The organism is Burkholderia sp. BKH01, assembly GCF_025685725.1.
Lineage (GTDB): Bacteria > Pseudomonadota > Gammaproteobacteria > Burkholderiales > Burkholderiaceae > Burkholderia > Burkholderia pyrrocinia_C.
Genome location: NZ_JAOTQT010000020.1, coordinates 23,858 through 39,768 on the forward strand (window position 1 = coordinate 23,858; position 15,911 = coordinate 39,768).

Sequence of the window (15,911 nt, forward strand, 5' to 3'; positions counted from 1 at the left end):
GCACGCGCTTTCACAGATCCAGCACCAGCAGCGGCGTGACCGCACGCGAACAGCACGGCAGCATCTGATCGTTGGCCGCGCGTTCGTCGTCGGTCAGGTAGACGTCGCGATGATCGGGCGTGCCGGACAGCACGCGCGTGAGACAGGTGCCGCACACGCCCTGCTCGCACGATACCGGCACCTCGATTCCACAGCCGCGCAGCGCTTCGACGATCGTCGTGCCGGCAGGCACGTCGACGACGCGGCCCGATTGCGCGAGCGATACCTGGAACGTATGGTCGTCTCCGCCTTCGCCTGGGGCAGCCGCGGTGTCCACGCCGGCCGCACCTAAGCCGGCCGCACCGAAATACTCCCGATGCACATTCGCCGGATCCCAGCCGGCTTGCGCGGCCGCCGCGAGCACGGCGCCGATGAACCCGCCGGGGCCGCACACGTACAGGTGCGTGCGCGCATCCGGCTTCGCGAGCACGTGCGGGAAATCGATGCGCCGGCCGTCCTGCGCGTCGTCGAACCAGAGTCGCGTGCGGGCCTTGAGCGCGGGCGTGTCGAGTCGGTCGAGGAACGCGGCGCGCGCCGGCTCGCGTACGCAGTAATGCAGCTCGAACGACTGGCCGGTCTCGATCAGGTGCGCGGCCATGCTGAGCAGCGGCGTGATCCCGATGCCGCCCGCGAGCAGTACGCTGTGCGCGGCACGCGGGTCGAGCGGGAAGTGGTTGCGCGGCGCGCTGATGTCGAGCGTCGTGCCGGGCTCGCATGCGTGCATCGCGAGTGAGCCGCCGCGCGACGCGGGCTCGCGCAGCACGCCGAGCCGGTAGATGCCGGCCTCCGACGGGCTGTTGCACAGCGAATACTGGCGGACGAAGCCGCCGACGTGGACGTCGATATGCGCGCCGGCCGTAAATGGCGGCAGCGCCGTGCCGTCTGCCGGCGCGAGTTCGAACGCGCAGATGTCGGTCGCGACGGGAAGCTTGCGGATGAGCGTGACTTTCATGAGGAATGGCGAGGTAGGCGTGCCGCACCGCCATGCGGCGGCGGTGCGGCACGCGGTCAGCACGACAGCGCGGCGGCGCGCTCCTGGTCGATCAGCCGGTCGAGCACGCGTCGCGACTGCACGCCGCCCGCGTCGATGTTCAGCTTCAGCAGCGGCCGGTCCGGCCAGCGCAGCAGGTTGCGCTGCTGCGCTTCGAGCATGTCGAGATCCTCGGCGAAGATCGCGCCCTGTCCGTTGCGGATCGTCTCCGTCAACGCGCGATCGTCCACCGCGAAGCTGCGCGCCATGCCCCAGAAGTACCAGATCGACGTCTCGGTTTCCGGCGTGATGAAATCGACGACGATGCTCGACACCTTGTCGCGCGGGTCCGCGTGATAACCGCCCTTGCCCGCATGCGCGACGCCCACCTCGATCATCACGTGGCTCGGCGGCGTGAAATGGCAGATCTGCCAGCGATCGCAGCGCACGTCGTCGGCGAGCCCGTTGCCGCGCAGCGCGGCGGCCCAGAACGGCGGCGGCACGATGCCTTCCATGAAGCGGCTGGTCGTGACCGTGTCGCCGTTCGCCTTCGTCGCGGGCGGCGCTTCCTCGATCTCCGGCTGCCCGATGCTCGATGCATGCACGTAGGTCTCGTGCGTGAGGTCCATCAGGTTGTCGATCATCAGCCGGTAATCGCAGTCGATGTGATAGAGGCCGCCGCCATACGCCCAGCCCGGATCGTCGACCCAGTGCAGCCGGTGAATCGTCGCCGGATCGGCCTGGGCCGGGTCGCCGGGCCACACCCACACGAAGCCGTGCCGCTCGATGGCCGGATAGCGGCGGATCGCCGGAATGCCGCCGACGCGCTGGCACGGCATGCTCGTGCACTTGCCGTCCGCGCCCATCGTCAGCCCGTGATAGCCGCACACGAGCCGGCCGTCGCGCACGGTGCCGAGCGACAGCGGCGCGCCGCGGTGCGGGCAGAAATCCTCGAGCGCGGCGACCGCGCCGTCCGCGTCGCGAAAGAACACCATGCGTTCGCCGCAAATCTGCCGCCCCAGCGGCTTGCCGGCGAATTCGTCCGGCGTGCAGGCCACATACCACGCGTTTTTCAGGAACATGCGTCTCCTCCATGGCGTGCGCGCACGCCGTGTCTGTCGTCGGATGAGCGGCGCGTCATGCGCCGCGCGAAGGTGCCGCGTGCCGGTCAGCCGGCGTCGCGGCGAATCAGGTTGCCGCCCTTAAGCTTCGTCATCGCGCGCTGGCTGTCGAGCACGCGCCGCAGGTTGCCGTGCGCGATCTGCGCGTGCTCGCGCATCAGCGCTTCCGCGCGCGCACCCTGGCGGGATTCGATCGCGTCGAGCACCGCGCGATGCTGGGCTTGCGCGACGATCAGCGTGTCCCGCGCACGCGGATCGAGCGACTGCACGACGACGAACGCGCTCGCGGACGCGAACGGCAATGTCGCGACCTTGTCGATCTGCCGCGCGACGACGTCGCTGCCGGCCGCGGCCGCGAGCAGCCGGTGGAAGCGGGCATTCGCGTCGACGTAGCGCGAGAACGTGTCGTCGGTCAGCGGGCCGGCGAGCAGCACGTCGATCTCGTCGGCGCATGCGCGCAGGTCGCGCAGCATCGACGGCGGCACGCCGCGTTCGGCCGCGAACCGCGCGGCGAGCCCTTCGAGCGTGCCGCGCAGCTCGATCGCGTCGCCGATCTCACGCGCCGAAAACGCGCGCACGGCAAACCCGCCGGTCGAGATCGGCTCGATCAGCCCCTCTTCCTGGAGCCGGATCAGCGCCGCGCGAACCGGCGTGCGCGATACGCCGAGCCGCTCGACGACCCACAGCTCCGAAATGCGTGCGCCGGGAGCGAGTTCTCCGCCGACGATGAGCTCGCGCAGGCCGAGCAGCGTGCGGACCGTTTGCGACGGGGAAGCGGCGCGGGTGTCGGAAGTCGGAGCGTCGAGGTCGGTCATGGCGGATATCGGGGGCAGTGCCGCATTGCCTGTGCAGGCGTGCGGAGTTATCAGGTTGCTTGATAAAAGTGTATACATCGCCGCCGCGCGATCAAGTGGAATCGTGCAAATCAGCGGGTAAACCACGATCGAAACCGCCGAATCGGGTTTGAGTTGTATACAGTGCGCCGGCCGCCGCGATGCAGGCGTTGCGAGCCTGTCCGCCACGCGGGCCGCGTGAGGTAAGATGGCCCGCGATCTTCCTCCCGACACCTTCATGAGTTCGACACCCGTCAAACCGGCCGGCGCAAAACGCGCTGCCCGTGCCACCGAGACCAAACCGCCCATGCGTGCCCAGCAGCGGCTGACCTACCTGATCGGCAATCTCGATCGGCTGCTGCGCCGCCAGATGAGCGATGCGCTCGCACCGCTCGGCGTGACGCTCGCGCAATACACGGCGCTGTCGGTGCTCGAGGCGCGCGGTGCGCTGTCCAATGCGCAGCTCGCGGTGCGCTCGTTCATCACACCGCAATCCGCGAACGAGGTGATGGTCGCGATGGCGGCGCGAGGTTTCGTCACGCGCGAGGCCGATCCGAATCATGGCCGCGTGATCCTGCTGCGCCTGACCGACGAAGGTTCGGCGATCCTGCGCGAATGCGAACGGGTGCTGCGGCCGCTCGAGCGCCGGATGCTCGGCGACGACCTGACCGCCGCCGACGCCGCGCAGGTCCAGCGCACGCTCGAGCTGTTCGTGCGCAACCTGCGCGACTGAACCGCGTTTTCGCTTCTTTCGTCGTTCCGCACGGCCTTGTCCGGCCGGCTTCCGCGCGCGTTGCGGGTTAACACCGGCGCACCGCACACTTGAAATATCAGGTTACCTGTTATTAAATCGTCCCGTCCTTCGATGGGATGACGGTCCGCACGACCGGCTGGTCGAGCGGATTTTATTTCGGACAATGAATCAGGCTACCTGATAATTTCTGACGCATGGTCCGATTACGACAAAGACACCGCGCATGCGTCCCGGCATGACGCGCAGTACAAGGTTTGGAGACGACATGGACACTTCCGTTGCCGAGAGGCCGGCCGTCGCGACGACGCTCGGCCTGTGTTTCGCGATCGCGCTGCTCGAGGGGCTCGACCTGCAGTCGGTCGGCGTCGCCGCGCCGCGCATGGCTCACGAATTCGGGCTCACGGTTTCGCAGATGGGGCTCGCGTTCAGCGCCGGCACGTTCGGCCTGCTGCCGGGCGCGATGCTCGGCGGTTGGCTCGCCGACCGGATCGGCCGCAAGCACGTGCTGATCGCGTCGGTCTGCCTGTTCGGGCTGCTGTCGATCGCGACCGCGCAGGTGTCGAGCTTCGCGATGCTGGTCGTCGTGCGCGCGCTGACCGGCCTCGGCCTCGGCGGTGCGATGCCGAACCTGATCGCGCTGTCTTCCGAAGCGGCCGACGCGCGCTCGCGCAGCAGCGCGGTCGCCGTGATGTACTGCGGCATTCCGTTCGGCGGCGTGATCGCGTCGCTGATCGGCGTGCTGCTGGCTGGCGACACCGAATGGCGGCACATCTTCTACGTCGGCGGCATCGGGCCGCTGCTGCTCGCCCCGCTGTTGCTCGCGCTGCTGCCGGAATCGCGCGCGTTCCTCGACGTCAGCGCATCCGGCGCCGCGCGCCCGGGTGTCGGGCACACGCTGTTCGGCGGCACGCGCACGGGCACCACGCTCGCGCTCTGGCTCAGCTATTTCTGCACGCTGATCGTGCTGTACTTCCTGCTGAACTGGCTGCCGTCGCTGATGGCGGCGAAGGGGCTCGCGCGCAGCCAGGCCGGGATCGTGCAGATCTTCTTCAACATCGGCAGCGGCCTCGGCGTGCTCGGCATCGGCATGTCGATGGACCGGATGCGGCCGTCGCGGGTCGTCGGCGGCATGTACGCGGGGATCGTGCTGTCGCTCGCCGCGCTCGCGATCGCACCCGGGCTCGTATGGCTGTCCGCCGCGGCGTTCGCGGCCGGGATGTTCGTCGTCGGCGGCCAGTCGGTGCTGTATGCGCTGGCCGCGATGTACTACCCGACCGCGATGCGCGGCACCGGCGTCGGCTCCGCGGTCGCGGTGGGCCGGCTCGGCTCCGTGGTCGGCCCGCTCGCGGCCGCCGAGCTGCTCGCGATGGGCCGCAGCGCGTCGGTCGTGATCGGCGCGAGCATCCCTGTCACGCTGGTCGCCGCCGTCGCGGCGCTGGTGCTGATCCGGCGGCCGCAGGCACACGACTGAGTTTCTTTACTTTCACCCACGAGCGCCGGCAGAGCGCGATATCGACGCAGGTCTGGAGACACTAACCATGAAGCACACCAAAGCCTTGCTGGCAGCCGGCGCATGCGCGCTGGCCGCGACCGGCGCGCACGCGCAATCGAGCGTGACGCTGTACGGGATCATCGACACCGGCGTCGAATACGTGTCGCACGCGAACGCGGCCGGCGACCACGTGGTGCGGATGCCGGGCGTGACCGGCGAGATGCCGTCGCGCTGGGGCCTGCGCGGCAGCGAGGATCTCGGCGGCGGTTATCAGGCGGTATTCACGCTGGAAAGCGGCTTCAACGTGCGCGGCGGCGATCTCGGCCAGGGCGGGCGACTGTTCGGCCGGCAGGCGTTCATCGGGCTGAAGGGCGGCTTCGGCACGCTCGCGTTCGGCCGCCAGTACACGATGACGTACCTCGCGCTGCAGGGCGCGGACATCATCGGCCCCGATATCTACGGGCTCGGCTCGTTCGACGCGTACGTGCCGAACGGCCGCGCCGACAACGCGGTGACTTACCTCGGCACCTATCGCGGCGTGACGCTCGGCGCCGCCTATTCGTTCGGCCGCGACAGCGCGGGCACCGGCAACTCGCCGGGGCAGGGCACGTGCGCGGGGCAGGTACCGGGCCACGCGGTCGAGTGCCGCAACTGGTCGGCGATGCTCAAGTACGACAGCGCGTATTTCGGTGCGGCGGCGTCATACGAGGAGCAGCGCGGCGGCACGGGCGCGGCCGCGAACTTCTTCGACGGCGTCGCGCCGGTCGCCTTCACGAGCAGCGCGGGCAAGGACGCGCGCGTGCACGTGAGCGCGTATGCGCAGGCGGCGGGCGCACGGATCGGCGCGGGCTGGATCGGGCGGCGCGTGTCGACCGGTTCGCCGGCCGCGCCCGGTGCGCATTCCGACCTGTTCTTCGTCGGTGCGTCGTATGCGGTCAAGCCGGACTTCATCGTTGACGGCGAAGGCTACCGGATCGTCAACAGCGCGCACGACACGCGCGCGACGATGGCGACGCTGCGCGCGACCTACCTGCTGACGAAGCGCACGTCGGTCTACGCGCAAAGCTCGTATCTGTGGAACAGCGCGCATGCGCGCTACGCGGTCAGCGGCGGCGGCCCCGGCACGACGCCCGGCGCGGGGATGGGGCAGCTCGGCGCGATGGTCGGCGTCAAGCACATGTTCTGATCCGGCAACCTGACGAACGGGAGGTATCTTGAACAGAAAATCTGCATTCCTCTGCATTGCGCCGATCTCCGTGGCGATGCTCGCCAGTTGCGGCGGCGACGATTCGGTCAGCTCCGCGCCCACGCACCTGAGCGCCGCGACGCCGGCCGCGATGGCGCAGACCTGCGACGCGCTCGCGGCGAAGCTCGCGTATGCGAACACGTCGTTCACGTCGGTTGCGACCGCGGCCGCCGGTGCGCTGACGGTGGCCGGCAAGCCGATCGCCGAGCACTGCGTGATCGAAGGGAAGATGAATGAGCGCGTGAGCGCGGTGGACGGCAACACCTATGCGATCGGCTTCGAGATGCGCTTGCCGAAGGCGTGGAACGGCCGCTTCTTCTACCAGGCGAACGGCGGGCTCGACGGCAACGTCGTGACCGCGACCGGCGAGATCGGCGGCGGCGGGCCGCTGACCGATGCGCTGAACCAGGGTTTCGCGGTGATCAGCTCGGATTCCGGGCACAGCGGCGCGCAGAACCCGCTGTTCGGCCTCGATCCGCAGGCGCGGCTCGACTACGGTTATGGCGCCGTCGATGCGCTGACGCCGATGGCGAAGCAGGTGATCCGCCTCGCCTACGGGAAGGCGCCCGACCGCAGCTATTTCGGCGGCTGCTCGAACGGCGGCCGTCACGCGATGGTCACGGCGGTGCGCAACCCGGCCGACTACGACGGCATCATCGCGGGCGATCCGGGTTTCCATTTGCCGAAGGCGGCGATCGGCGAGATGTACGGCGCGCAGCAGTTCGCGAAGATCGCGTCGGCAACCGGATCGAACGGGCTGCCGGATATCCGCAGCGGCTTCACCGACACGGAGCGCCGGTTCGTCGGCGCGAAGATACTCGACAAATGCGATGCGCTCGACGGCGTGGCCGACGGGATGGTGCAGGACGTCGCCGCGTGCCAGGCGCACTTCAGCGTCGAAGCCGATATTCCGACCTGCGCGAACGGCACGCGCACCGGCGCATGCCTGACGACCGCGCAGAAAACCGCGCTCGAAAACGTGTTCGCGGGCGCACGCAACAGCGCGGGCACGGCGCTCTATGCGAGCTTTCCGTACGATCCCGGCGTGGCTGGCGGCGGCTGGGCCGCGTGGAAGCAGTCGAACTCCATCGTGCTCGATCCGGTCGCGATGGCGTTCACGTTCATGTCGCCGCCGAAAAGCACCGCGACGCTCGCGAACCTGCCCGGTTTCGCACTTGGCTTCGACATGGACAACGACGCGCCGGCGATCTTCGCGACGAGCGGCGTGTACACGCAATCCGCGTGGTCGTTCATGACGCCGCCCGACGAGACGAACCTGTCCGCGTTGAAGTCGCGCGGCGCGAAGCTGCTCGTCTATCACGGCACGGGCGACCCGGTGTTCTCGTCCAACGACACGAGCGACTGGTACCAGCGGGTCGCGCAGGCGAACGGCGGCGATGCGTCGAGCTTCGCGCGCTACTATCCGGTGCCCGGGATGAACCACTGTGCGGGCGGGCCGGCGGCCGACCAGTTCGACATGCTGACGCCGCTCGTCGCGTGGGTCGAGCAGGGGCAGGCGCCCGCCGCGATCGTGGCTGCCGCGCGCGACGCGACGAACGCGGCGCCGAGTGCGGACGTGCCGGCGTCGTGGGGCGCGGGACGCACGCGCCCGCTGTGCCCGTATCCGCAGGTGGCGCGCTACAACGGCACCGGCGACGTGAATTCGGCAGCGAGCTTCAGTTGCCGCTGACGTAGCCGTGGATGCGAAACGCCCGGCGCGTGCAGTCGCGCGCCGGGCGTTTCGCCGCCACACGCGACAGCCGCACTCACTCGCCGGAATCGACCGGCACCTCGAGCCCGACCTTCACGCGGCTCATGCTTACCAGCGTCTTGAACCGCTTCACGTTGTTGTTCGCGAAGAACAGCTCGCGCGTGAGCGCGTTGTACTGATCCATGTTGCGCACGGCGAGGATCAGCACGAAATCCCATTCCCCCGTCACGTAGTAGCACTGCTGGATCTGCGGGCAGAGCTCGAAGGTCCGCTTCATCGCGTCGAGCAGGTCGATCTGCTCGCTCTCGACCTCGACGTTCACGACGATCGTCAGCGGATGATCGACCTTGTCCGGCGCGACGACGGCGGTGTAGCGCGCGATCACGCCGTCTTCCGCGAGACGCTTCAAACGCCGGTTCACCGCCGCCGTCGACAGATTCACGCGTGCGCCGAGTTCGCTTTGCGGCGTCTGCGCGTCGCGCTGCACTTCCATCAACAGCTTGCGATCGAACGCATCGAGTGGGGTCGTCATGATGGTGCGTGAAACCTCGAAAGAATGAGAAATTTTTGCGTCCGGGCAACCGATTTGGCGATTTTATTGACCGGCATGCGCAATATTATTTTTCGGACCGACGGCGAACGCAACCCGCGCTTGCCCGATCCGACCCACCCGACGGACCGCCGGCGCGGTCCTGCTCCGGAGCCTCTCGCCATGCTGATCGCCAACCCCCGCGCGTCGCGCGCCGCCTATCCCGATGCGCTGCGCCGCGTGATGAACATCGCGTCGGCCGACGAAAGCGGCGCGTGGCTGTCGCACTGGCCGCTCGTCGGCAACGCGCGCACGCCGCTGCGCGCGCTGCCCGACCTCGCCGCGCGGCTCGGCGTCGCGAGCGTCAGCGTGAAGGACGAGTCGTGCCGCTCGCCGCTCGGCAGCTTCAAGGCGCTCGGCGCGCCGATCGCGCTGGTGCGGCTCGTGAAGCGCCTGCGGCGCACCCACGATTTCGATCCGCAAGGGCTGGTCATCGGCCGCTACGCAGCGCAGCTCGCCGACCTGACGGTGATCAGCGCGACCGACGGCAATCACGGCCGTGCGCTGGCCGCCGCGGCGCGGGCGATCGGCTGCGGCTGCGTGATCGTGCTGCACGCGAATGTCGACGCCGAGCGCGAACGCGCGATCTCGGCGTACGGCGCGCGGATCGTGCGCATCGCGGGCAACTACGACGAGTCGGTCGTATGCGCGGCGCAGCTTGCACAGGCGAACGGCTGGTACGTCGTGTCGGATACGTCGTACGACGGCTACGAAGCGATTCCGCGCGACGTGATGCAGGGTTATGGCGTGATCGCCGCCGAGGTCGCCGCGCAGGCGGCCCAATACGACGGGAGGCCGTTCACGCACGTGTTGCTGCAGGGCGGCGTGGGCGGACTCGCCGCGGGCGTGGCAAGTTACCTGTGGGAGCGCGATGGCGTGCAGCGGCCGCATTTCATCGTGGTCGAGCCGCGCCAGGCTGACTGCCTGTACCAGAGCGCGCTCGCGGGGCGCGCGGCGAAGGCGACCGGCAGCGTCGATTCGGTGATGGCCGGGCTCGCGTGCGGCGAGGCGTCGCCGCTCGCATGGGATTTCCTCGAGCTGTGCATCGACCACTTCATGCTGATCGACGATGAAGACGCGGTGCACGCGATGCGCGGCCTCGCGGCCGGCAGCGAACGCGACGTGCCGCTCGTCGCCGGCGAATCGGGCGCGGCCGGCATTGCGGGGCTGGAGATGCTGATGCGCGACCCGGTGCTCGCGCGGCAGGCGGGGCTCGACGCGTGCTCGCGCGTGCTGGCGATCAATACGGAAGGTGCGACGGCACCTTCCGTGTACCGGAACTGCGTCGGCGAGGCGGCCGACGCCGTGCTGGCGCGGCAGCGCGACTGGCTGAACCGCGCGGCGGTAGCGGCCTGAACGACCAATCGACCGACGAGGCAAGCGCAATGGACACAATCGACGCAATGGAAGAAAGCACGCTGCAGGAGCGACTGAAGACCTGGCGCCGCCATCTGCACCAGCATCCGGAGACGGGTTTCGAAGAGGTGAACACGTCCGACTACGTCGCGCGCATCCTGACGACGCTCGGGCTCGACGTGCATCGCGGCATCGGCGGCACGGGGCTCGTCGCGAACCTGATGGTGGGCTCCGGCCAACGCGCGATCGGCATCCGCGCGGACATGGACGCGCTGAACATCGCCGAGCACGCGCCGGGACGCGAACACGCGTCGCGCACGCCCGGCAAGATGCATGCGTGCGGGCACGACGGCCACATGTCGATGGTGCTCGGTGCGGCGCAACTGCTGGCCGAGCGCAAGGACTTCGACGGCACGGTGCGCTTCATCTTCCAGCCGGCCGAGGAGCATGGCCGCGGCGCGAAGGCGATGATGGCCGACGGGCTGTTCGAGCGCTTTCCGGTCGACGCGATCTTCGGCGCGCACAACATGCCGGGCATGCGCGCGGGCACGTTCTCGACGCGCGCGGGCGGCATCATGGCGAGCGAGGACAATTTCGTGATCCGGATCGACGGGCGCGGCACGCATGCGGCGCGCCCGCACATGGGCATCGATCCGATCGTGATCGGCGCGCAGGTCGTGCTCGCGCTGCAGACGATCGTGTCGCGCAATCTCGATCCGGGCCAGCAGGCCGTGATCTCGTGCACCGAATTCATCACCGACGGGCTGCGCAACGTGCTGCCGTCGACCGTGACGATCAAGGGCGACACGCGCAGCTATTCGCGCGACGTGCAGGCGCTGCTGGAAACGCGGATGCGCGAGATCAGCGAAGGGATCTGCCGCACGCACGGCGCGGCCTGCACGTTCGACTACACGTACGAGTTCGCGCCGACGGTGAATTCCCCGGAGTGGGTCGACACGGCCGTGCAGGCCGCCGCGCATATCGCAGGCGCCGGCGCGGTGAACGCCGACGTGCAGCCGATGATGATCTCCGAGGATTTCGGCGCGTTCCTGCAGGCCGTGCCCGGCAACTTCGTGTTCATCGGCAACGGCGACGTGGCCGATCGAGGCGGCGTGCCGTTGCATAACGCCGCGTACGATTTCAACGACGAGATCTTGCCGGTCGGTGCACGCTACTTCGCGGAAGTGGCGCGGCTGGCGTTGCGGTCCTGACGATACGCATCGTGCAAAGGTCAGGCGCGCTGGCGCTCACTCCGCCGCGTCGGGCCCGCATCCGGCGAGGCCGCGGATTCGAGCTTCAGCCCATAGTAGAAGGCGACCAGCAGCGCGAGCCACGCCGGGCCGACGAGCAGTGCGACGCGCGTGTCGGGGAAGTACGCCATCAAGCCGATCACGAATGCGAGAAACCCCAACGCGAACCACGAACCGTAAGGCCAGAACGGCATGCGAAAGCCGAGCGTGCGCTGTTCGCTCGGTGCGAGGGACTGCCGGAATTTCATCTGCGTAACGAGGATCACGCCCCAGGTCCAGATCGCGCCGAACGTGGAGATGGACGTGACCCAGACGAAGACCTTCTCGGGAACGAGGTAGTTCAGCAGCACGCCGACCAGCAAGGCGGCCGCCGAGACGAGAATCGCCCGGCGCGGCACGCCGCCGGCGGTCGTCACGGCGAACCCGCGCGGTGCATGACCCTGTTGCGCCAGGCTGTACAGCATGCGGCCGGTACTGAAGATGCCGCCATTGCATGACGAAAGCGCGGCAGTCAGCACGACGAAGTTGATGATCCCGGCGGCGGTCTTGATGCCGAGCCGCTCGAACGTCATCACGAACGGGCTGCCTTGCGTGCCGATCTCGTTCCACGGGTAGATCGACAGGATGACGAACAGCGCGCCGCCGTAGAAGATCACGATGCGCCAGAACACGGAGTTGATCGCGTTCGGAATGGACTTTTGCGGATTGGCCGCTTCGCCCGCCGTCAAGCCGATCATTTCGACGCCGAGGTACGCAAACATGACCATTTGCATCGACATCATGACGCCCTGCATGCCGTTCGGGAGAAAGCCGCCGTGCGCCCACAGGTTCGAGATGCCGGTCGGCGCGCCATGATTGCCGTAGCCGAACACGATCATGCCGAGACCGACCGCGATCATCACGACGATCGTCACGACCTTGATCAGCGCGAACCAGAATTCGAGTTCGCCGTATGCCTTGACCGTCAATAAATTGACGGAGCCCATCATCCCCAGTGCGGCGAGCGCCCAGATCCAGCGCGGCACGTCGGGAAACCAGATGCCCATGTAGATGCCGACCGCGGTGATTTCCGCGATGCACGTGACCAGCCAGAGAAACCAGTAGTTCCATCCGGTGAGGTAGCCGGCGAGCGGGCCGAGATAATTGCGCGCGTAGCGGCTGAACGATCCGGCAACGGGCTCGTGCACGGCCATTTCACCCAACGCGCGCATGATGACGAAGATGACCGCGCCGCCGATGATGTAGGAAAGAATGATGGCGGGCCCCGCCATTTTGATTGCGTTGGCCGAGCCGAGAAACAATCCGACGCCGATAGCGGCGCCAAGCGCCATCAGGCGCATCTGCCGTTGTCCGAGACCTCGATGTAGATCCGATTCGTTTTGTTGCATCAGGACACTCTCTTTGCAATTGAAGGAAAGGGGGGCGCGACGGGTTCGCAAGCGCGGAACGACTCTGCCGGATTCGCGCGCGATCGAGACGACCGTGGTCAGCCGTGCCGGTCGCTTTCGGTGCGAGGCCGGGCAGGTGCGATGGTCGAGTGGGCTGTCGGTTAACGATGAAACCGATGCAACGGATGAAACGCGCACGCGAGTCGGTTCGCGGCGCGAATGAGAAATATGGAGTGCGAATGAATGGAAAGGATCGGGTATTGCATCGAGCTGCGTCTCCGTCAAATAGGGAAATCGGCTCTCTGACAGGAGCCTTGTGTCAACGGCTATGCTAGCGACGGAGGATGAGTTGTTGTTATCGAAAAAATGACGATTTCAGGAAAAAATACTGGTGGTCGGCATTTGTGAACAAAATCTGACTGTCGATAAATCGATCTTCCAGTTTTTTGCACGGCGGGTGCAGCCCCGCCGTCATGCGTCGGCCTACCGCTGCCGCGATGCGTGCCGAAAGCGTGTCCGGCACGCCGGTCGATCCGACGGATCTGCCGAAGTCATCACCGGGAGCATGCGTCCGGCTCGCGCGTGCCGGCGAGCCGGACTCGCATCGCATCACGCCAGCTCGCCCAGGCACGCGTCGAACTGCGCGACGAGTGTGTCGACGTCGTCGCGCGTCGTCTGCGGGCACACGAGCATCATGTTGTGGAACGGCGTGATCAGCACGCCGCGATTCAGCAGGTACAGGTGCACGATGTGTTCGAGCTCGCTGTCGAGTTGCGCGCCGGCAAGCGTGCCGTTGCGCGGCGGCACGGGCGCGAACTGGAATTCGGTGCGTGCGCCGATGCGCGTCACGCACCACGGCAACCCGTGTTTCGCGATCGCCTGTTCGAGCCCGGCGGCCAGCCGCGCGGCGAGTTCGAACATATGCGCATACGCGGCGTCGGTCGCGACTTCGGCCAGCGTCGCGCGCATCGCATGCATCGCGAGCATGTTCGCGGTGAGCGTCGTGCCGATCCCGGAATGGCCGGGCGGCGCGTTCAGCTTCGCCTGCTTTGCGCGTTCCGCGAATTCGGCGCTGAAACCGTACACCGCGCACGGCACGCCGCCTGCGATCGGCTTGCCGACCACCAGCATGTCCGGTTCGAGATCGTGCGCGACCGCGTAGCCGCCCGGGCCGCTGCTGATCGTGTGCGTCTCGTCGATCACGAGCAGCGTGCCGTAGCGGCGCGTCAGTTCGCGCGCCGCATCCCAGAAGCCCGGATCGGGCAGCACCATGCCGATGTTCGTCATCGCGGGCTCGGCGAGCACGCACGCGACATCGCCATGCTTCAGCGCCGCTTCGAGCGCGTCCAGATCGTTGAATTCGACGACGCGCGTGTTCGCGAGCAGGTCGTACGACTGCCCGAGCAGGCTGTCGCGCTGCACGGGGCGGCCGTCGACGAGATCGACGAACACGTCGTCGACCGTGCCGTGATAGCAGCCGTTGAACACGACGATCGTGTTGCGGCCGGTGGCCGCTCGCGCCCAGCGCAGCACGAAGCGGTTCGCGTCGCTCGCGCTCAGCGCGAACTGCCAGACCGGCAGCCGGAAGCGGCGCGCGAGCTCGCGCGACACCCACGCGGCGTCCTCGCTCGGCAGCATCGTCGTGTAGCCGCGTGTGGCCTGCTCGACAAGTGCGCGTGCGACGGGTTCCGGCGCATGGCCGAACATCGCGCCCGTATCGCCGAGGCAGAAATCCACATAGCGATGGCCGTCGACGTCGGTGAAGGTCGCGCCGCGCGCTTCCTTCACGTACAGCGAGAACGGTGTCGACCAGTCCTGCATCCAGTGCAACGGCACGCCGAACAGCAGGTGCTCGGACGCTTCCGCGGACAGTGCGCGGGACGCCGGCATGGCTTCGGTGAACGCACGGCGCTCGCGATCGAACAGCGCGCGGGCGCGGATGAGGTCGACTCCGTGGCGGGAAGGCAAGTGGGGCTCCGGGGCTGTGAAGATGGGGAAACGATAGCGCGGGCGGCGGGGGGCTGAACAGGGGCGGAATTACCGAGGCGAACGAGAGCGCGAATATCCGTTGCGGTTGGCGATGACGTTGCCGAGCGTGAAAGCAGGTGTTTTCCGCGCGAGTTTTATTTGATTTGGAGATGGCACTGGTGAATGGAAGCCGAAAAGAATCGTGAAGGTTTCCATGGATATTTATCCGGACTTTCGTGGCCTATCGTTATTGCACGCGGTGGCGCGAGGTGTTCGTCCGAGTCGGTCGTTGCTGGCTGACGGGGGAATCCGATACGCGATTGCGAATGCATCCGGCCGGCTCGATCGCTTGCGTATGCGGCCGGGTATTTCGAATTCCGCGGCGATTTGCCCGTTAATTTCGGGATAAGCGAATACAGGATTTTCCTGAAATGGCGGGATCGCGAGCTCGAGGCGGGCCGGTTTTTCGGCGATCGGATTTCAACCATCCAGAATGCGGAGCAACACAATGAAGATCGGAAAACATCTTGCCGCACTCGCTGCGTGCGGCGCATTGACCGGCATCGCTTACGCAGGCGCGGCGTCGCAGCAAGCGGTCGTCAAGAAGATCACGCTGACGGCGCATATCGGCGACAGCCTGTTCGTGTCGAGACCGGACAATTCCGCGTGGTACGACGTGGTCGAACTGAACGCGACGGACCGTGCGCAGCAGAGCTTCGCCACGACGCTGCCGATCCGCGTGCGCACGACGAACCCCGATATCAACGTCACGCTGGTGCAGCCGCTGCGGCTGTCGAACGGTCGCGACGAGATGGCCAACGCGAAAGTCGTGCTGACGGGCAAGGCAGGCGATGCGGAAATCGCGTCCGGCGCCGCTCGCACGATCACGCTGGTCAAGCCCGGGCACGACGGCTTTGACGGCTACGACGAAACCCGCAACCTGAAGGTCAGCGCCCATGTGCCGGTCGTCAGTGGCGCGACCTCGACCAATGGGAGTTACCACGGCGATCTGGTGCTGATGTTCGAGCCGGCCGCTTCGGCGGGACGCGAGCCGGCGACGGGTGCGGTAGCGGCTGCGGGCGAGTAGGTCGTTGCCCCGGCGGACGTCGTCGGCCGGGGCGTTTCAGTTGAAGTTTGTGCGCATAAATGTACGACAACATATCTCTAAAGACGCATTCACTGATGTGAGTGGGC

Annotated in this window: 14 protein-coding genes; 7 read left to right on the plus strand and 7 right to left on the minus strand. The window is 67.4% G+C overall.

The annotated features are described in order from the left end of the window. Nucleotides 1-10: 10 nt before the first annotated feature. The 3 genes from OEJ37_RS24920 to OEJ37_RS24930 all read right to left on the minus strand — a co-directional run bounded on the left by OEJ37_RS24920 (nt 11) and on the right by OEJ37_RS24930 (nt 2,945). Entirely contained in the window at nt 11-991 is a 981-nt protein-coding gene (locus tag OEJ37_RS24920; protein WP_263346532.1) for a PDR/VanB family oxidoreductase, read from the minus strand. Nucleotides 992-1,047: 56 nt separating this feature from the next. Continuing rightward, the gene (locus OEJ37_RS24925) at nt 1,048-2,091 is read right to left on the minus strand and encodes an aromatic ring-hydroxylating oxygenase subunit alpha (RefSeq protein ID WP_263346533.1); all 1,044 of its coding nucleotides are present in this window, start codon (nt 2,089-2,091) and stop codon (nt 1,048-1,050) included. An 86-nt stretch (nt 2,092-2,177) separates the two neighbouring features. Next, nucleotides 2,178-2,945: a GntR family transcriptional regulator gene (locus OEJ37_RS24930; RefSeq protein ID WP_174419568.1), complete on the minus strand. Its 768-nt coding sequence runs from the start codon at nt 2,943-2,945 to the stop codon at nt 2,178-2,180. 256 nt (nt 2,946-3,201) lie between these two features. On the opposite strand from OEJ37_RS24930, the gene OEJ37_RS24935 reads away from it, so the two are divergent. The 4 genes from OEJ37_RS24935 to OEJ37_RS24950 all read left to right on the plus strand — a co-directional run bounded on the left by OEJ37_RS24935 (nt 3,202) and on the right by OEJ37_RS24950 (nt 8,145). Then, nucleotides 3,202-3,696: a MarR family winged helix-turn-helix transcriptional regulator gene (locus tag OEJ37_RS24935; RefSeq protein WP_174419567.1), complete on the plus strand. Its 495-nt coding sequence runs from the start codon at nt 3,202-3,204 to the stop codon at nt 3,694-3,696. A gap of 286 nt (nt 3,697-3,982) precedes the next feature. Next, nucleotides 3,983-5,188: a 3-(3-hydroxy-phenyl)propionate transporter MhpT gene (mhpT, locus tag OEJ37_RS24940; RefSeq protein ID WP_174419566.1), complete on the plus strand. Its 1,206-nt coding sequence runs from the start codon at nt 3,983-3,985 to the stop codon at nt 5,186-5,188. 67 nt (nt 5,189-5,255) lie between these two features. Further along, nucleotides 5,256-6,395: a porin gene (locus OEJ37_RS24945; protein WP_263346536.1), complete on the plus strand. Its 1,140-nt coding sequence runs from the start codon at nt 5,256-5,258 to the stop codon at nt 6,393-6,395. A 28-nt stretch (nt 6,396-6,423) separates the two neighbouring features. Then, nucleotides 6,424-8,145 (plus strand): tannase/feruloyl esterase family alpha/beta hydrolase, encoded by a 1,722-nt coding sequence (locus OEJ37_RS24950; protein ID WP_263346538.1) that lies wholly within the window; start codon nt 6,424-6,426, stop codon nt 8,143-8,145. 76 nt (nt 8,146-8,221) lie between these two features. Here the strand turns inward: OEJ37_RS24950 and OEJ37_RS24955 are convergent, their stop codons facing one another. Then, nucleotides 8,222-8,698, minus strand: coding sequence for an Lrp/AsnC family transcriptional regulator (locus OEJ37_RS24955; protein ID WP_263346540.1), 477 nt, complete (start codon nt 8,696-8,698; stop codon nt 8,222-8,224). A gap of 180 nt (nt 8,699-8,878) precedes the next feature. Here OEJ37_RS24955 and OEJ37_RS24960 point away from each other — a divergent pair, with 180 nt between their 5' ends. Beyond that, the gene (locus OEJ37_RS24960; RefSeq protein ID WP_263346542.1) at nt 8,879-10,111 is read left to right on the plus strand and encodes a diaminopropionate ammonia-lyase; all 1,233 of its coding nucleotides are present in this window, start codon (nt 8,879-8,881) and stop codon (nt 10,109-10,111) included. Nucleotides 10,112-10,140: 29 nt separating this feature from the next. Further along, nucleotides 10,141-11,322, plus strand: coding sequence for a M20 aminoacylase family protein (locus tag OEJ37_RS24965; RefSeq protein ID WP_263346545.1), 1,182 nt, complete (start codon nt 10,141-10,143; stop codon nt 11,320-11,322). 20 nt (nt 11,323-11,342) lie between these two features. Here the strand turns inward: OEJ37_RS24965 and OEJ37_RS24970 are convergent, their stop codons facing one another. From OEJ37_RS24970 to OEJ37_RS24980, 3 genes are all read right to left on the minus strand, one after another. Further along, nucleotides 11,343-12,749 (minus strand): amino acid permease, encoded by a 1,407-nt coding sequence (locus OEJ37_RS24970; protein WP_263346547.1) that lies wholly within the window; start codon nt 12,747-12,749, stop codon nt 11,343-11,345. A gap of 609 nt (nt 12,750-13,358) precedes the next feature. Then, complete coding sequence (locus tag OEJ37_RS24975) at nt 13,359-14,717, minus strand: aspartate aminotransferase family protein (RefSeq protein WP_174419559.1); 1,359 nt, start codon at nt 14,715-14,717, stop codon at nt 13,359-13,361. 69 nt (nt 14,718-14,786) lie between these two features. Beyond that, nucleotides 14,787-14,933, minus strand: coding sequence for a hypothetical protein (locus tag OEJ37_RS24980; RefSeq protein WP_174419558.1), 147 nt, complete (start codon nt 14,931-14,933; stop codon nt 14,787-14,789). Nucleotides 14,934-15,225: 292 nt separating this feature from the next. Here OEJ37_RS24980 and OEJ37_RS24985 point away from each other — a divergent pair, with 292 nt between their 5' ends. Next, nucleotides 15,226-15,804 (plus strand): CS1 type fimbrial major subunit, encoded by a 579-nt coding sequence (locus OEJ37_RS24985; protein WP_263346550.1) that lies wholly within the window; start codon nt 15,226-15,228, stop codon nt 15,802-15,804. Nucleotides 15,805-15,911: the final 107 nt, after the last annotated feature.